Genomic DNA, 16,998 nt, shown 5'->3' with positions numbered 1-16,998 from the left:
GAAACAAAAAAGAGATTGTAATTTGGTTGAAACCAAATTACAATCTCTTTTTCATTACCTTTATCGCACTACGTTGTAACTCGTCCAATGATATACAATTAAGCATCATCTCAAGTTATTTTCGTCGTAATAAGTTGGCCAGCCTCATTAATAGTAACTTTCCATTTCGCTCCACTAGCAGTCTTCATGATTATACCTTTACTTGCCTCTATTTCAATATCTCCAAACATTCTTCCGCCAGTTGTTGCTAACCAAGCATTCCCATTTTCCATAGAAGACCTTGCAAACATACGATTAATTCGAAAACGCTTATGATCTTGAGAATAACCACTCAATGTAATTCTAACTTTATATAACTGACTCGCTTTCATATTCGATATAATTGTATCGCCTACATTTAATGGAACATCCGATGCAACCACCCAATTTCCAGTTGCACTTAATGCATATTCAACTTTAATTTTCTTCGGGCTCTCTCCCCATCCAAAATACATTCCAAAACAATTCAACATTTTGATTGGATTGTTCGTGAAATCTAGTTCAATGACAACTGGATTACTATCAGGAACATCAATATAGTTTACACTTTGTTCATCTATTAAATTAAAACAATTTACGAGATTCCCCCCGTACGGTAATTTCCCACTTACTTGCTTAATCGTATACTTCTGCTGAGCATTTACTAAAATATCATCTTGATTCCCTATTAAATGTGGTTTATTTAACGTAATTGGTAACTGAATTCGAAGAGATTCTTCATAGGTAGACTTACAAACATTGTATTGCCCTTTATCTACAATAGTTGTAGAAAGTAAATTTGAAAACAGATAGTTACGATGCGAATTAGAAGAAAATTCAATGACAATCTGTTCACTACTCATCCGGTACGTATCCCAAATCATACAATCAAATGTATTATAGGCACCCGTACAACGAATGACTTTTTTCGTTTGCTGTCTACATTGCACTTGAATATCATGAAACGTATTTCCTGAACTTTCATTTGGTAAATCACTGTTCCCATCAACTTCTATCCCATACTGACATCCATCAATAAATATAGATTGAAATACATTTGCGTTAATCCAGCAAGGTGTATTGATATCATCTATATATTCTGTCTTCAAATGTATTGCAGTTTGAAAGTTTTTAATTTGAATAAAATTAACTTGAAAGAAACTAATATAATCCCATGCTTTTTGACAATAAAAGTGTATTGCTTTACCTTTATATGACGACGTTGCATTTATTATATTTATATTTGATATAAGAGAGTGATTAGGAACTTCTATTTGTTGTGAACCGGAAATATAAATAACAGCGGATTGAAACACTGAATTTATAACTTGAACTGTACCACCTGTTATAGACGCATTTTGTTGCAATTCAAACGCATTAAAATCTCCATCAATTTGCAGCGTTACAGTAGGATCTAACTCTAATCTTACATTTGACTTAATAACAATCGGCTTTACAATTTTGTACGTATTTACCCCTGTAATTCTAACCGTCGAAATTCGATTCGCTACACAATAATTTATAGCTTGCTGGATTGCTAATGAGCTATCATTTCCTGAGTTCGGAACTGCTCCAAAACAATCAATATGAACGCTATTTTCCGGTGCACAATCTCCTTGTGATGAAATATACTCTGACAAAATAAATTCACTCCTCATATTACCTTTTTCATATAATATGTGAGTTTTCTCTTAAAAGTTTCTATAATAAAAAAAACAAACGACTTCGACAGTCATTTGTTTAATTCATATATATCTTTCGTTTCTTCTATCATTTTAATTAACGAGAAATTTCTTTCCGCTTTTTCTCGCGCTTTCTCTCTCATATCATTCACCTTTCCTTCATTTCCATGTAATTCCTCCAGTGCATCTGCAAATTTAGATTCGCAATATTCATGTATCAACACACCTGATTCCCCATCTATTACCGCTTCATTTATGCCGCCAACATTTATTGAAACAATTGGTGTTCCTGTAGCCATCGCTTCAATTACTACCATTGGAAACACTTCACGAAAAGATAATAAAAGTAAGGCATCCATATTTCCTATAAATCCGTGCGGATCGGAAATATTCCCCAACATCTTTATACTTTGCTGCAATCCATATTTTTCTATTTCTTTCATAATAGATTCTTTCTCTGGTCCATCACCAGCAATATAAAACTTAAAATCATTTCTCTCTTTCAACACATTTGCAATTTTTACAAATAGTTGATGATTTTTCTCCTGTGATAATCTAGCTAATATCCCTACATTATAAGTAGATTCTTTCTTTTTCTGCTGGAATAAAAACTTTTCAATATCAACCCCATTATAAATTGTCTTTATTTTTTCTTCAGCTACATGCATTGAAATTAAGTTATTCTTTTCAAACTCACTTACTGTAATAATATTGTTCACATATTTATTCATGAAATAACGAAAAAGCGTTGGCATTTTCTTTTCTAATATCGTTACATTATGTTTCGTATACACAACTTTTATCTTTTTTTTCATAAACTTTTGAAGTATAAAGGCATACAGTACCATTCGCAAACTATTTGCATGAATAAGTTCTATCTTTCGTTTACAAATTTCTTTTCGTAAGTAATGAATATTTCTCAAATGATTCCAGCGACTAAGCCACATAAAATTTTCTTTTTTAGTAAGAGATTCATATAGTTCTCCATCACCTGCAGCTGTATAAAGCGTAAAATTCTCATCATGCAAATTGCTTTCCAATTTACAGAAATAACTCTCAGCTCCGCCAGTTATCAATTTATCTGTCATCAACAGTATATTCATAATTGCGTCTTCCCAACTACATTGATTTTATTTTTTCTATAGGCATGATAAGCATACTTACTAAAATAATAAAAAATTTGCACTGCATTAAGTCGTTTTTGTTCCCTTAATAAATTCCAATACCGAAAAGCTGCTCTAATTTTATTCCTCGAAACAGAATTTGCAACAATTCTATACTTCGCTAACACTTGCTGTATCCCTTTCGCTTCATGCCCTTCATGTAATAAGTTCAGCCATAATGCTGTATCTTCTGGCTGTACACTAGGCATTTCAATATGCGGAATTTTTTCACGATCAATCATTACTGTTAAACAACCGATAATTGTATTTCCAGCCAAACAATGATAGTCAACAGATTTTGGTACATTCACTTCTCGATTTAGATCATTACCGTTTTCATCAATTAAACTATACGATGCATATGAAAAGGCCACATTCATTTCTTCCATAAATAACAATTGCGTCTTCAATTTATGTGGTAACCATATATCGTCGCTATCTAAAAAAGCAATATACCTTCCTCTCGCCTCTTCAATCGCTATATTCCGAGCTTTAGCAGCACCAACATTTTCTTTTAATGATAATAATCTAATACGCGAGTCTTCTTCTATTATCTCTTTAATTTTTGCAAGAGATTGGTCAGTTGAAGCGTCATCAACGATAATCATTTCCCAATCTTCATATGATTGATTCTGTACAGATAAAATCGTCTCACCTATAAATATACTATTATAAGAAGGTGTTATTACAGAAACATGAGGCGCCTTATTATGTGCTGATAGACATTTTACCATCTACCTTTCCCCTTCCTTCATATATTGAAATGTACTTCACAACCATTGCTAAAAATAAAATGAACGCTTCGTTAATAATGAGTGACAATGACATCATCTGAAATAAAAATGCAATCATAGTTAATAAAAGATACGGTTTTTCGCGAAACAAAGTATACTGCGTTAACTTGAACATTAATATGATTAAAAACACGCTATATAAAAGAAAACCAATTGTACCTGATTCAGACAAAATTTCTAAAAATGTATTGTGCACATATAATTTTTCATTAAATTGAAACTCATAATAATTCGAAAAGTTAAATGCACCGATTCCGATATATGGATTGGATACATAATATTTAAAAGCAGCTTCCCATAATGTAAATCTACCACTTCCATTATCGTGCGAAAAATCAGAAATTCTTTTATTCAATATGTCATCCAATTGACCACCCATTACACTATTCGATAAACTAAAAATTACTACACTAAACAATAGTAAACTCATCATTATTTTTATTTTTTTTGCAAAACTAGATGTACATACATATACAAAAACGACAAGCACAAGTGCTAATATACCTCCCCTTGAAAAAGTTAATAAACTCGTCGTAACACATAAAATCAATCCTATAATGTTCGTCATATTATGTAAATTTGTCATATAATACATAAAAAATATTGTATTATAAAAAATAAAAATGTTAGGATCATCTAGCAATCCAATTAATCTTGGATATCCTCTATCAACTAATAGTCCGGCAAAAATTTCTCTCTCTTCTCCACCGTATAATCCAAAGTGCTGTAAACCGACTATATAAAGTATTAGGCTTACAATATTAAATAATAATCCAACATAGGCAATGGATGATTCAAGTGTTGCTATTTCAACATTTCCTAATAAATTTCTCATTATAAAATAGCACCCTAAAACTAGTAGCACGCCAAAAATCATACGAATACTAGCATTTAAATATATAGAAAGAATTCCACTCAAACAATAAATGAAATAAAATAGTAAAAATACAACTTCATGAAAATATAGCTTTTGAATATGAAATTTTTTAATTGTTAAACAAAAATATATGACTAAAAAAATCATATATATCTTCAACGAAAATCCAATATATATGTTGTATTTACTTAACATAACAAATAATATTAGAAGCATAATCCATTTCATCGATATTTTCACATTATTTTCCATATGCTATATCCCCTGTTTCGTAATATAATCCTTTTTGCGTGTTTTTCTTATAAACGAGAGAAGAAGTTTTTTCAGCTCATAATCATATAGGAATATACCAACTACTACAATTAACGTATTAAGAACGAGCGCAATTAAATGATATGTATGCAATATATATTGCACTCCAATAAAAGTTACACCAAAATAAATTGTATAAGGTATGACAATTTGGAATACAATTTTTTTCTTCACAACACTTACCGTTATATAGCCAACTAAAGCTATAATTTCAAAAAAAACCATAGCATACGCTGCTCCTATTACTCCACCAATACTACTAAAACTATAAAGCATAATCCCACCTATCACTAATGCTATACATTGCACAACAGTTCTTTTATTTTGACGTCCACTCGTTGTTAAACCGTCAGCTATAGCAATATTTAAACTTTGCAGCACAATGAGAAATGATAATATTTGGAGTGGCTTTACTGCATTACTCCATTCTTCATGAAAAAATATAGAAATAAAGTATGGCGCTAAATGATATAAACCTATCGTCATACATATTCCCACAATCGCCATTGATTTTATTTGAAGTAAGTTTAATTTCGCATGCTCTTCTAAATTATTCTGGTTATAGTGCTTAAAGAGCACTGGAAAGAATGCACCTGCAATCACCCCTGGTACTTGATATAAAGCTGCTGGCATCCTGTACGCCACTGCAAAAACACCGATCATACTTAATGGCAATGTATAGTTGAGCAAGATAGGTGCTAATTGTGGCGTACTCATTATTAAAAAACCACTAATAATAAAAGGTGTCAATTGCCAAAATAACGCTTTATGAATTACGACCTTCATATTCATTTTCGTCTTTTTTCTCATGATATATATACTAAATAAACCACCGATCATATACCCAAAAGCATATAAACGAGCCGTTACATACACCGGTAACTCTCCGAAAATACAAAAACATGTAATTATGATAACAACTGACGCTGATATAACTTTAATAAGTGCTATATACTTCATACGTTCCGTCAGTTGAAAATAGGCAATGCCTATGTTTTGCCAAGTTAATCCTATTAACATGAAAAACATTACGTTTATCATCATATAAATTAAATTTTTATCCGCATACATGTAATGAATAGCAATATAACCGATTATAAAAATAAAAATAAGTAGAATCATCCTTATTTTTATATACGACGATAAAATCGCCTCTACGTCTACGCCATCTTTTGCCCCTTCTCGAAGAAACGTATTAGTTAGTCCTAAATCTGTAAAAAATAACATAACAAACGTCACTGCTATAGCAACACTCAACATCCCATAATGTTGTGCATTAAAAAAATTTGCTAAAGCAATTAAACTCACAGCCTGAAGCAGATTAGCTAAAATTGTGCTATAAAATAGATGGATAATATTATTTAAAATAGATCTACCCATACCAGTTCTCCTTTGCGAGCAACCTACTTACATATTATTTATCTTGCACCGTTACCGTTCAATACAATTAAAACGGTTTTACATAAAATACGAATGTCCATCCGAATCGTTTTCATTTCAATATACTCCATGTCCAATTTCAATTTTTCTTTCGGATCAAGATTATATCCTCCATTTATTTGTGCCCATCCTGTTAACCCTGGCTTCACGATTAAACGATCCTTGAATTCTGGAATATACGTATCAAATTGTTTATAAAAATACGCTCTCTCTGGTCGAGGTCCAACAAAAGACATATCACCTTTTAAAATATTTATAAGTTGCGGTAACTCATCAATTCTCGTTTTTCTTATAAATGATCCAACTTTAGTAATTCTTGGATCATTTTCATTTGCCCATTGCGGTCCATTTATTTCAGCATCTTTTACCATCGATCTTAATTTAAATACATTAAATTTCCTCCCGTTTATCCCTAAACGTTCTTGAAAATAGATTGGAGCTCCTGCTGTTTCGAAAGCAATCATAATACAAAAGAACAACATAATTGGTATCGTTACTAGTAACAATATGAGTGAAAATATAATATCAAACAAGCGCTTTATACTTCGATTCAACATACTGGTCTTTGCTTGAGCTGGAATCGTATACAACTTGGCTTGGTTTGTTTCACGAATCATAGATCGTTACCCCCACATTCAAGAATATAAAACTATACCTATTAATTCACATTCTTTCCTCTTTATGTCCGCTATTACTTTTTGCACAGTACGCAGGGAATCTTTTCTCTTTTTAACTGCTAAGACCACTCCATCGCATTTCCCTGTAATAATGTGCGTGGCAGGAAGCTCAAATACTTCAGAGGAATACAAGAAAATGTAATCAAAATCTTCTTTCCACCTCTCAATTGCACGATCAAATTCATCCATAGCAACTAAAGTCGTTCCGGTGTGTACTGTTTTTTTGGCAGGAATACAATATAAATAATTAGATAAATTACTAGAAAAGGATTCGTAACTACAGGTGGAATCGCTTATTATATCATTCACTGTTTTCGTATGATTGCTTTGTAATAGTAGATGTAGTTTAGGATCAGAAAAATTCACGTCAATAAGTAACACCTTTTTTTTCATTTCCGCAAATACTAGCCCCATATTTACTATAAGCGAAGCAACAACACCTCTATCCTTTGTTGAACTAACTGTGAACACTTGTTTTCCCGATTTTTTCAACTCGTGATACACAGTATAAAACTGCTCTTTCATTAGAGCATCATGCGGATCAAATGGCAGCTGTTTCTTTGTCTTAAACATCGACATGTTCACCTCGATATATAGATGATTGCGGATCAACTTCTGTAGATTTCTTTTTTCTTTTCGGTTTCATATTTATGTGACCAATAACAGAGACTGTTGTTATTTTCTCTAAATCCTGTTCCTCGTATATACGTTCATCAAAATAATCTCGAAATACCGCTAAACCTACCCCAACAAAAAAACTAACAATTAAAGAGATAGGAATGATAAGTTGAAATTTCGGAAATAACTTTTCAGCTTTTTCTTGTAACTCAGGGTCAGTTAATATTTTTATCCCCTGTACATTCGTATACTGTTGAAAGCTTTTTTGAGATTGTTCTGCCAATGACTTTACAATTTCCTTCACGATTTTAGGGTCCGAATCTTTTACTGTAACAGTAACAATTTGTGAATTGTCCATATTCACCACTGAAATTTTTTGTGCTAACTCATAACTTGATTGCTCTAATTTCAAAGTTTTTTTGACTGTTGAAATAATAAGTGGGCTTTTTAAAATATCAACATACGAAGTTACGAGCTGCTTATTTTCTTGTGTTTTATTCACTGCATTCTCCTTATTAAATCCATCTAAATTCCCAACAAGAATTTGCGTTGAATATTGATACGAAGGCTTTAATACATACATAGAGATCAGAATTAAAGAGACAGTTAAACAGCACATCGTCAAAATGATTGTTACTATCCTTCTTTTCAATAACTGTTGAAAATCCTTCATACTAATTTCTTGCTTCAATTATTTCACCGCCTTTGTTTGAATGACATCCTGCAACTCACTTTCTACAGATAGTCCTTTCTTTTCTAAATTCGATTGCTTTGTTATATACTTTCCGATCCTGAATGCAAATTTTTCTACAAACAAATAAGAAATCACCGCAAGTATAAACGAAAGAATGAGCGATAAAATTAAAACAATAGGTAACGGAAATATTTCATGGAGCATGTATACTAGGGAAAATAAAGATATGATGTGGTATAAATAAAGACTGTAAGAAATCTTTCCCAAGTATAACAAGTATTTATTACGCAGCAAGGATGACAAAGTTGATACTGACAAACTTAATATGACAAATAAACACGCACTTATCGCTACTAAGTAGTCTCGTAATATAAAATTATTGAGTAATTTAATTTCTCCAATAAGCCCTTCATACATATAAAGTAAAATCGCAAATAAAAACCATGCAATTTTCTCATTTTTAGTACGATTACTATAAAAAACTATTAACTTATTTTTATATTTCGCAACTAGTGCTCCTAGTAAAAACAGCACTGTGTAATGCAGAGTTAATGTATAACTAGTTAATGTTAAACTTGAGTGAAATAAAAATAAAATTACGACAGAACATATACTAAAACTAAACACTGACAATAATGAATACCTCAACGTTTTTCGTAAACAAACCATCAAAACTAACGGGAAAATTATTGATATTCGCATTTCATGAACAAGTGACCAAATTACGCCGTTATATGCATCTGTATTATATTTCCCAACCAATAAAATATGTTGCGCTATTAAACTTGAAGAACTTTCAATCGTCCATGAGCGATTAAACCATTCACTTAAATACGAAATACCATATTTACTCATTGTAGTCTGGCATAAAATAGCTATAATTATCGCGACGATATATGGAATATATATTCTGCATATACGCTTTAAAACGAATGACCTATAGCTATCGTAGTTCTTTTGAATGGATTTATACAAAACAAATCCACTCAAAACAAAAAAGATAATAACAGATTCGTTACCACTACTAAAAATTAGACGAGCAGGCGTTTCTTTTAATAGATACACAACAAATGGTTTATTATCTTCATAACTGTAATTTTGAAATGCTGAAAAAATCATTAAATGATGGCCAATCATTACTATCAATGAAGAAATTCCTCGTATAGAATCCAGTTCTTCATACCTATCCATCGTTTTACATCAACTCCTACTGAAATGATAATAATCATTTCAAAGCGACACCATTATTCATATTCCTCTCCTTTCTTTTCATTCCAATTTTTCATATTAAAATGATTTTATAGCGTAATTTTGAATGTATTGTAACATTTTTTGTAATATTATGAATAGTGAATCTTAAGAATTGGCATATACCAATTTCAACCTCGAAAAATGAATAATATTGATAGAAAAACACTATAAAAATATCTTGCATAGTTACAAGATTAAAGAGAGAAATAGAATTTTTTCAATATAAAATAAAAGAAGATAGCCTTTTGCAGTGACCCCTGTCAAGTAGACAGTATTTAAAAAAGCGCAACTAAGCAACCTGAGTTCTATATTTATATGGACTCAGGTTATTTAATTTCTTTTGAAATCTTTGATGATTATAAAAATGTATGTATTTGCGCACGGCAAATTTAACCTCACCCGCTTTGCGGAAGGAATATAAATGAAAGCATTCTGCTTTAAAGTGACTGAAGAAGTTTTCCATACAAGCATTATCCCAACAGTTGCCTCTTCGAGACATACTTGCCTTCATCTGATATTTTGTAAGTAATTGATTATATTGACGAGATGTATACTGAGAACCTTGATCACTATGTAAGAGGATTCCCTTTACATTTCGTTTTTTCTTTGCCTTTTTAAGTGTATCTAACACAAGCTTTAAGTCGTTTCTACGACTGGTTTCATAGGCAACAATTTCATTATTGTACAAATCCTTAATAGCTGATAAGTACAAGCGTTGTCCATTGAAAATCAAGTAGGTTATATCTGTTACCCATTTCTCATTTGGTCTTGAAGCTTGAAAGTCTCTATTTAGATGGTTATCTGAAATCAAATAGGCCTCTTTTTTTCCGTAATAAGGTCTTTTTCTCCTAATTACGGCTTTGATGCCTAACTCATTCATCAATCTTTGTATGCGCTTATGATTCAAATGAAGGTTATATGTGACTTTCAGCCACACTTGCACTCTTCTATACCCATAAATTCCTCTTAATTTTTTATGACACTCCAATATCTTTTTCTTGATTTTAGTATCTTTTAGTAGTTTTTCAGAAGGCACTAAGTGCCGCTTTATCCATTTATAATATCCACTGCGAGTTACACCAGCAATGGCACATAATAGGGTAACTGTATATCCTTTTTCTAACATCTCAAGTATAACTTCAAACTTTCTCGTTGTGGATATAGCCTGCATACCTCCCTTTACATCCCTAAGAGCTTTTTTAACATTTCATTCTCGGCTTCTAATCGTCTCATCTTGGCTTCCGGATCTTCTGGTTTTGTTCTTGGTCTACCTAGACCTGGACCTTTTGCTTTCCCACGCTTTTCTTCTAGCCCTTTAATACCTTCGGCTTCAAAGTGTTTCACCCAACGACTTACAACCGAGTGATGAATACCTAATTCTTTCGCAACAGTTTTATAGCTCATGCCTTCTTTTAAATATAAATCTATAGCTTTTTTCTTAAATTCTACATCGTAAGTAACTCTAATTTTTCCCATAGAAAAATCCCCTCCATAGTAAACAGGTTAATGTGCTTTCTTTTTTCTGTCTACTATAAGGGGATCATATCATTTATGGGCTATCTTCTTTTATTTTATTTAATTACTGGCACCACTATATGCTACATGTCGTTTCTCAATTCTTTCCTCAATTTCTTTCATATTTTCTTTATTATTTAATAGTGATTGTTTATTTTCAATTAATAATTGTTTAAAAGATTTTCTCACTTTTTTTCTCATTTTCATTGTCCTCCTTGGGGGATGGTTTATATAAAAGATAAAGAATTATCTGGTTGTTCTTATAATAATTGATTGTTGTGAACTTCATTTGAACTTCATATGAAAATTCTGTTTATTTTCTGACAACTTTGTGAACACGAAAAAAGAGACTGTTCTAAAACTATGTTGAAATTAATTCACTTAATTATAAAATTTGCTATTTTCATCAACTTTTATCAATTTATCTTGTCGAAATATTTATATATTTTAAGCTACATTCCATATACTTTCACTTACTAACATACTGTTTTCCAAAACAAAAAGAAGGTGTCACTTAGTCAACGTTCGACTCATGCAACATCCCTCTTCCTAAACTATTTACAACATATTGATTAATATTTCAGGTCTTCCCCAATTCATTTCTTCACATACGAATCGAAGTTTTTCTTCATTCATTGTGTGTAATCCTTCTTCTAGTGAACATGAAATTGGAACTTCACAGTGAATTTGTGCTAATTGTAATGAAATATTTAAATTCTCTAAATCACTTTCAATCTTCGTACGTTGCGCTTTCGTTAACGATGATACATTTTCTAGTACAGTTGCTACTGTCCCATGCTCTTGAATAAGCTTGTACGCCGTTTTTTCACCAATACCTTTTACACCTGGATAATTATCACTCGTATCGCCCATGAACGCTTTTGCATGGACAATTTGCCAAGGTTCTACACCTTTTTCTTCCATAATTTTCTCTGGTGTGTAATATTCGTAATTTCCAATTCCCTTACGAAGAAGCATAACTGTAACATTCTTATCAACAAGTTGAAGTAAATCCGTATCACCTGTTAAAATATAAACTTCCGCTTCATTACAATATTGTTTTGCAAGCGTACCGATACAATCATCCGCTTCATACCCTTTCATACCGATGACTGGAATTGATAATTTCGCAGTCATTTCTTGGACTAAATCAAATTGCGGAATTAATTCTTCAGGCGGCGCTGCACGATTCGCTTTATAATTTGAGAACGATTCTGTTCTAAATGTCGTGCTTCCCATATCCCAGCATGTTACGATGTGTGTCGGTTCAATTGCTTGCATAGCTGTTAATAAATGTTTCATATAACCATGAATCCCGTTTGTAGGGGTACCATCTTGTCGTTTCATAAATTGTCCATAGACACTTGTTGCATAAAAAGCACGAAATAATAGTGCCATACCATCAACTAATAATACTTTTTTCATATTTCCTCTCCTACCAAAAAATAATAACCCCACGTCATCACGTAAGGTTATATAAATAGATTACCATTCTACGTTTTTTCAACTTTGTCTATTATACATTGTTTTTGTACATTTAGCATCATTTACACATTAAGACGTTCTACCACAACAAGTATGAAGAATTCCTGAATACGTATTTTTCCCAGTTGAAACAACTACAGCCTTTGCATTCCCTGCAACAATATACGTTCCTTTGAAACATACATTTTCAAGTTCAAGTGGATTATAGTCTTTCATTCGTTTCAAAGGAATAAATCGTTTGCGCTCAAGATGATAACAGCTTTCAAATTTTTCAATACTTACATCGTTTCCTGTTAGCACAGCTTCATTTACTAATAAATCATTCGCATAAATGATGCGTACATCTGCTGGTACTGTATCACCTTCTGAAAGAAAAATCATATCGCCAGGAACAAGCTCTTGTACTGGCAAAGTCATCATTTTCAATTCACCGTTTAAACCCGTTACACTAGAACATTCTACTCGAGACACAGTAATTTTCTCACATTGTAATCCATCACGCACATGTTGCTTTGAAAGACCTGGAATCATTCTAGTTAGCTTCATCATGACTTCCGCAATACGCGCTCTTTTTGAAATTAATTCATTTCGGCCGTATACTTGAATACGTTTTTGTGCCTCTTTCATAGATAATCCGTCTCTTGTTGTTTTAAAATACGCAAATACAGATTTTACATCTCTCGTTGCGATTTCAATTAATAAATCTTTATTTTTTTGAAGCATTGTTTGTTCTTTCATTGATTTTTTACTTAATTTATATGACGTGTTACCCACAGTTTTGTTTGCATATAACATATTATCGTCTCCTCCATTACAACATAGGAAGAAACGCTTTGTTTCTCAATTTATCCACTTTACTGTGAAAGTATCTAGCGCTTAAACATACATATAAACGCTACATGATGATAAATATAGAGGGAGGAACAAGTCGTTTCCTGCCTACATCATATATTTTTGATTTGAAGTATATGGGTAACGGAACCGAGTCAGAATTTGACATGCTCCTCACCTCCTCGTTTCATTTTATAGTTTATGCTATGAAATTACTCATAGCTTTGTAACAAAAAGACCTTTACTCCGAAAAGAGTAAAGGTCATGACATACACAAATAAACGATTCCTAATACAATTAGAAATCTACGGACCTCTCCCTCGCCGAGTTTTAGCACTGTATAGCATAGGTTCATTACCAGCTACGTTAAGAAAAACCTTAATTCGATCATTCCTGTTGACCCATTGGCGTCTCTCGACATTTTTGGGCAGTAGCATTTCTCTATACAGGAGCCTCACCTAACAGAGACTTATTTTAATTACATAGAAAATGTTACTCTTATTTAAAATAGATGTCAACACTTTGAATGGAATCTTTTCCTTATTACAACAAACCCCTCTCATAATACACTACTTCTCTTTCGACTCATTAAATGAATCAAACACACATTTCAAAATTAGCAAAAATAAAAACCTTACGTTTAAACGTAAGGTTTTTAATAAGTTATACAACCAGCAATTACAATCCCAATTGAAAGCGATACAAACATAAGAAAAAGACCGACTGCTTGATTATCTTCTTCAAGACTTTTATTTATATTAAAGCGTGGTGTAAGCCACTCAGCTAAATAAAAGACGATAATTTGAGCCAAAATCCCAACTGCTCCCCACGAAACCATATCAAGAAGTGAAATAGAATTAGCTGCTGTTGAATATAAAACAATAGCTAACCCAAGTAATCGCCCTCCAAGTACATAGCTTACCGCCTTATTCCCTTGGGCCATTAGCTTAAATTCTTTTACTTTCGTTGTTACTTCCATTAGGAAAAGACCAAGGCATAAAAGGCCCAGTGTTACTGCTAAATATAATAAAAAATTAATCATATACTTTCCTCCTTTTTTATACCTACCGGTAAATAGTACGATTCATTCCCCGTAATTTTTTCCCCCGCACGAATACCGATACTACTCGCTTTTCCGGCAATTAAAAACGAACCAAACACATACGACAGTTTCTCCATCCCTTTTTCTGTTTGCAAGGATATGACTGGAAGTTCTGTATACTTTTGAAATATCGGCAGTGACGCTTTATACGTTTGATGTGCATTTTGAAGCATAATATGTTCGTCCTTATCGCGAATGGTAATTGTGTCCCCTTCTCTACCAAATGAAGGTTTTTGAACGAAAGAACCTTTTCCTAAAAATAAATCTGGTTCTAAATATGTAGGTAACATATATTCTTTAATCCATTGTTGTTCCTCATTTGTATAAAAGGCCTCTTCTTCTGCTAACCCCCAAATAAGACACTGGATTGATTTTGGCTGAAGTAAAAATGCTGACAATGGATTTATTATAAAAAGCTTTCCGGCTTTTACAAGCTGCAACAGTTCCACACCTACCAAATCTCCTGTTTCAGGATCTTGATCCTCAACTAAATCTTCTATCGGATATGTTTGGCGATATAAAACATCAATCTGTACTCCATCCCTATCCACTAAAGCATCTTTTGTAATTCTAAGTTCTGACATTGGTACTACTTTATTTTCAACATGGCATAGCTGACTCAAATACATGGTCGTATTCCAATCCTCAATATGTTCATGATGTGCTGTAAAAACAACATTTGGGTTGTCTATTCCCTTTGTCGCTTCCATTACAGCTTTTGTAATACCAGAAGATAGTAATCGCTCTTGATTCGAGTTTGGATCATCATAGCCTAGTTTCTCGCAAACTTTCCCATTCATTTGAAAGCATTCCATAATAAAAGTTGGTGTATCACTATTAAATTCAAGCATTTTAATTTGGTTATCAGCTGTTAAAACGAAATCAAAACGCGAAATAACAGATTCAGGATATAACGCTTTCATTCTAATGAACGATAAGCTCGCAGGAGGAAACCCAAGTTCAAGAAGCTGTGCGTCACTTAAATTACGCAAAAGTCTAGCAGTCTTAAAAAATATTCTCCCCATTCGTTCAGTTGCTAATTGTAATTGTTTCATAGTCTGATTTGTTATAGAGAAAACATGAAACAAACTATACTCAGATTCATATAGATCCGACCAGAAATTTGGATATTTCGAATAAAACTCTTTTCGATCCCTTATGTACTGCGACATATTTTAGCCCCCAAATCCTCCCTTTGAACCGCTTCCAATTCCACCTTTAAATTCCGCAGACGATTGATACGATTTAAACGCCGATGAATTTTTAAAAGTGGATTTATTTTGATAGTATGTTCCGCCATAGAAATAATGCCCACGATAACCTGAACTACTATCATCACACTGCCATACCCCAAGTTCATCATCCCAATCCCAATCTGAACAACTATTATCATTCGGTTTTGGGGGAAGATCTTGTGCGCAGCCAAATAAGGTGCCGGTCATTAAAGACGTTACGACACCGCCTACTAGCCATTTCGTTTTTGTCACCTTCGCACTCCCCTTTTTAAATTCTATTTCTATTATATAAGATGGCATGATAAAGTAGAAGAAAAAGGAAGAAGAGGGATAAAATGCGCTTAGAATATCGACTTAATGATGAAACAAACGGGTATCCTGCTTTATGGAACTACGCAAATATTTCTAATTCTGAAATCATCGCACGCATGACTTGTGAATATTTTATAAAAGATAAAAATACATATGTTGTTACTGCAACTTCAGTAGATCCAGATGAAACAGCAGTTATATATATTCAACAAGAAACTTTTTCTAACGATCCTTCAGATCCTACTTACTTCCACATTGGTTTTGAAATTAGAGAGCTGAAGGATACGAGTTCAAACTTGATTGAAAGTAAAGATGTATGGAACTATGAAGAAATTTTACCATCTCTTCATTCCGATATCATATATATTCAGCGCGACGGCATGCATATGGAGTTCACTTTAGATTCAAGAGAAATTGATGAAGACAGAAAGTGCTATATTTATTATGGAAATTTCACAGGTGAATCAAGATAACATGGATAAATGTATGCAATAAAAAAACCTTACGTATAAAACGTAAGGTTTTTATTTAGCCCCACATATGCCGTTCTCTCTAGATGTCCATAAACCTGCTCTCACAGGTGGATGCTCTCACAAATGTTTGTAACTTCCTTCTTAAAAAGATGGCTTGTTAGCTACATTTAAATATTGAACTTCCATATTAAACTTATTGGTTTAAGACATGCATAAGCTACGTACACCGTAGGAATTTTATATAATGTTAGTTGAAATAAGACCCCCGCACGTGCCGCTCCTCGTAAATGTCCAAAAACCCGCTACTCGCAGGTGGATGCCCTCACAGTTACCGTACATCTTCCTCCACAAGGAAGGCTTGATGATGGTCGCTAAATATTGAGCTTCCGTATAACTAACATCGGTTTTAGACATAAATAAGTTACGTACACCGCAGGATGTATTATTTACTTGTCGTTATATTATCACATTGTTTCTAATGTGTAAAATACAAAGTTTTTCGAGCAATTTCTTGCTTGT

At 32.7% G+C, this 16,998-nt stretch carries 18 protein-coding genes, 2 other RNA genes and 1 riboswitch; of the genes, 1 reads left to right on the top strand and 19 read right to left on the bottom strand.

Features of this window, described 5'->3' with window-relative positions:
* Positions 1-110: 110 nt before the first annotated feature.
* The 17 genes from ATN06_RS08280 to ATN06_RS08200 form a co-directional block, all read right to left on the bottom strand.
* Positions 111-1,658, bottom strand: a complete 1,548-nt coding sequence (locus tag ATN06_RS08280) for a glycoside hydrolase family protein (protein ID WP_060630237.1) — start codon at positions 1,656-1,658, stop codon at positions 111-113.
* A 92-nt stretch (positions 1,659-1,750) separates the two neighbouring features.
* The gene (locus ATN06_RS08275) at positions 1,751-2,803 is read right to left on the bottom strand and encodes a glycosyltransferase family 4 protein (RefSeq protein WP_060630236.1); all 1,053 of its coding nucleotides are present in this window, start codon (positions 2,801-2,803) and stop codon (positions 1,751-1,753) included.
* Positions 2,800-3,597, bottom strand: a complete 798-nt coding sequence (locus ATN06_RS08270) for a glycosyltransferase family 2 protein (RefSeq protein ID WP_060630235.1) — start codon at positions 3,595-3,597, stop codon at positions 2,800-2,802. The genes ATN06_RS08275 and ATN06_RS08270 overlap by 4 nt, the downstream gene beginning before the upstream one ends.
* Entirely contained in the window at positions 3,572-4,786 is a 1,215-nt protein-coding gene (locus ATN06_RS08265; RefSeq protein ID WP_060630234.1) for an O-antigen ligase family protein, read from the bottom strand. Before ATN06_RS08265 ends, ATN06_RS08270 begins: the two co-directional genes overlap by 26 nt.
* Positions 4,787-4,789: 3 nt before the next feature.
* Complete coding sequence (locus ATN06_RS08260; protein ID WP_060630233.1) at positions 4,790-6,226, bottom strand: oligosaccharide flippase family protein; 1,437 nt, start codon at positions 6,224-6,226, stop codon at positions 4,790-4,792.
* Between the two features lie 38 nt (positions 6,227-6,264).
* A complete protein-coding gene (locus ATN06_RS08255; protein WP_000617637.1) occupies positions 6,265-6,903 on the bottom strand; it encodes a sugar transferase in 639 nt (212 codons plus the stop codon).
* Between the two features lie 18 nt (positions 6,904-6,921).
* Positions 6,922-7,542 (bottom strand): CpsD/CapB family tyrosine-protein kinase, encoded by a 621-nt coding sequence (locus ATN06_RS08250; protein WP_060630232.1) that lies wholly within the window; start codon positions 7,540-7,542, stop codon positions 6,922-6,924.
* Positions 7,529-8,272, bottom strand: a complete 744-nt coding sequence (locus tag ATN06_RS08245; protein WP_060630231.1) for a YveK family protein — start codon at positions 8,270-8,272, stop codon at positions 7,529-7,531. Before ATN06_RS08245 ends, ATN06_RS08250 begins: the two co-directional genes overlap by 14 nt.
* Positions 8,273-9,466, bottom strand: a complete 1,194-nt coding sequence (locus ATN06_RS08240; protein ID WP_060630230.1) for an acyltransferase family protein — start codon at positions 9,464-9,466, stop codon at positions 8,273-8,275.
* A 349-nt stretch (positions 9,467-9,815) separates the two neighbouring features.
* Positions 9,816-10,697, bottom strand: coding sequence for an IS3 family transposase (locus ATN06_RS08235; protein ID WP_060630020.1), 882 nt, complete (start codon positions 10,695-10,697; stop codon positions 9,816-9,818).
* 8 nt (positions 10,698-10,705) lie between these two features.
* Positions 10,706-11,002 carry a transposase gene (locus ATN06_RS08230; RefSeq protein ID WP_000516531.1) on the bottom strand — a complete coding sequence of 99 codons (297 nt, stop codon included), beginning with the start codon at positions 11,000-11,002 and terminating at the stop codon, positions 10,706-10,708.
* A gap of 99 nt (positions 11,003-11,101) precedes the next feature.
* Positions 11,102-11,242, bottom strand: a complete 141-nt coding sequence (locus ATN06_RS08225; RefSeq protein ID WP_001228048.1) for an FbpB family small basic protein — start codon at positions 11,240-11,242, stop codon at positions 11,102-11,104.
* Positions 11,243-11,599: 357 nt separating this feature from the next.
* Positions 11,600-12,466 carry a 5'-3' exonuclease gene (locus tag ATN06_RS08220; protein WP_060630229.1) on the bottom strand — a complete coding sequence of 289 codons (867 nt, stop codon included), beginning with the start codon at positions 12,464-12,466 and terminating at the stop codon, positions 11,600-11,602.
* Positions 12,467-12,595: 129 nt separating this feature from the next.
* Positions 12,596-13,321, bottom strand: a complete 726-nt coding sequence (locus tag ATN06_RS08215; protein ID WP_060630228.1) for a P-type ATPase actuator domain-containing protein — start codon at positions 13,319-13,321, stop codon at positions 12,596-12,598.
* A gap of 345 nt (positions 13,322-13,666) precedes the next feature.
* Positions 13,667-13,830, bottom strand: a riboswitch (M-box (ykoK) riboswitch).
* A gap of 182 nt (positions 13,831-14,012) precedes the next feature.
* The gene (locus tag ATN06_RS08210) at positions 14,013-14,399 is read right to left on the bottom strand and encodes a DUF350 domain-containing protein (RefSeq protein ID WP_060630227.1); all 387 of its coding nucleotides are present in this window, start codon (positions 14,397-14,399) and stop codon (positions 14,013-14,015) included.
* Positions 14,396-15,631 carry a glutathionylspermidine synthase family protein gene (locus ATN06_RS08205; protein ID WP_060630226.1) on the bottom strand — a complete coding sequence of 412 codons (1,236 nt, stop codon included), beginning with the start codon at positions 15,629-15,631 and terminating at the stop codon, positions 14,396-14,398. Before ATN06_RS08205 ends, ATN06_RS08210 begins: the two co-directional genes overlap by 4 nt.
* Positions 15,632-15,634: 3 nt before the next feature.
* Positions 15,635-15,946, bottom strand: coding sequence for a hypothetical protein (locus ATN06_RS08200; RefSeq protein WP_060630225.1), 312 nt, complete (start codon positions 15,944-15,946; stop codon positions 15,635-15,637).
* Positions 15,947-16,029: 83 nt separating this feature from the next.
* Here ATN06_RS08200 and ATN06_RS08195 point away from each other — a divergent pair, with 83 nt between their 5' ends.
* On the top strand, positions 16,030-16,479 hold the full coding sequence (locus ATN06_RS08195; protein WP_060630224.1) for a hypothetical protein: 450 nt from the start codon (positions 16,030-16,032) through the stop codon (positions 16,477-16,479).
* Between the two features lie 54 nt (positions 16,480-16,533).
* Here ATN06_RS08195 and ssrS (ATN06_RS08190) read toward each other — a convergent pair.
* Together ssrS (ATN06_RS08190) and ssrS (ATN06_RS08185) are read right to left on the bottom strand one after the other, a co-directional pair.
* A non-coding RNA gene (ssrS, locus tag ATN06_RS08190) (6S RNA) lies at positions 16,534-16,717 on the bottom strand.
* Between the two features lie 21 nt (positions 16,718-16,738).
* Positions 16,739-16,921: non-coding RNA, 6S RNA (gene ssrS, locus ATN06_RS08185), on the bottom strand.
* Positions 16,922-16,998 lie beyond the last annotated feature (77 nt).

Origin of the sequence: Bacillus thuringiensis (assembly GCF_001455345.1) — a bacterium.
GTDB classification, from domain to species: Bacteria; Bacillota; Bacilli; order Bacillales; family Bacillaceae_G; genus Bacillus_A; species Bacillus_A thuringiensis_N.
Note: the sequence above shows the minus strand (reverse complement) of the source record. Positions and strands in the feature narration are given on the sequence as shown.

Bases quoted from the DNA above. Each gene is read 5' to 3' on its own strand.
- ATN06_RS08260 (WP_060630233.1), bottom strand. From the start codon at position 6,226: ATGGGTAGATCTATTTTAAATAATATTATCCATCTATTTTATAGCACA.
- ATN06_RS08225 (WP_001228048.1), bottom strand. From the start codon at position 11,242: ATGAGAAAAAAAGTGAGAAAATCTTTTAAACAATTATTAATTGAAAAT.
- ATN06_RS08270 (WP_060630235.1), bottom strand. From the start codon at position 3,597: ATGGTAAAATGTCTATCAGCACATAATAAGGCGCCTCATGTTTCTGTA.
- ATN06_RS08235 (WP_060630020.1), bottom strand. From the start codon at position 10,697: ATGCAGGCTATATCCACAACGAGAAAGTTTGAAGTTATACTTGAGATG.
- ATN06_RS08265 (WP_060630234.1), bottom strand. From the start codon at position 4,786: ATGGAAAATAATGTGAAAATATCGATGAAATGGATTATGCTTCTAATA.
- ATN06_RS08250 (WP_060630232.1), bottom strand. From the start codon at position 7,542: ATGTCGATGTTTAAGACAAAGAAACAGCTGCCATTTGATCCGCATGAT.
- ATN06_RS08210 (WP_060630227.1), bottom strand. From the start codon at position 14,399: ATGATTAATTTTTTATTATATTTAGCAGTAACACTGGGCCTTTTATGC.
- ATN06_RS08220 (WP_060630229.1), bottom strand. From the start codon at position 12,466: ATGAAAAAAGTATTATTAGTTGATGGTATGGCACTATTATTTCGTGCT.
- ATN06_RS08230 (WP_000516531.1), bottom strand. From the start codon at position 11,002: ATGGGAAAAATTAGAGTTACTTACGATGTAGAATTTAAGAAAAAAGCT.
- ATN06_RS08215 (WP_060630228.1), bottom strand. From the start codon at position 13,321: ATGTTATATGCAAACAAAACTGTGGGTAACACGTCATATAAATTAAGT.
- ATN06_RS08255 (WP_000617637.1), bottom strand. From the start codon at position 6,903: ATGATTCGTGAAACAAACCAAGCCAAGTTGTATACGATTCCAGCTCAA.
- ATN06_RS08275 (WP_060630236.1), bottom strand. From the start codon at position 2,803: ATGAATATACTGTTGATGACAGATAAATTGATAACTGGCGGAGCTGAG.
- ATN06_RS08240 (WP_060630230.1), bottom strand. From the start codon at position 9,466: ATGGATAGGTATGAAGAACTGGATTCTATACGAGGAATTTCTTCATTG.
- ATN06_RS08205 (WP_060630226.1), bottom strand. From the start codon at position 15,631: ATGTCGCAGTACATAAGGGATCGAAAAGAGTTTTATTCGAAATATCCA.
- ATN06_RS08195 (WP_060630224.1), top strand. From the start codon at position 16,030: ATGCGCTTAGAATATCGACTTAATGATGAAACAAACGGGTATCCTGCT.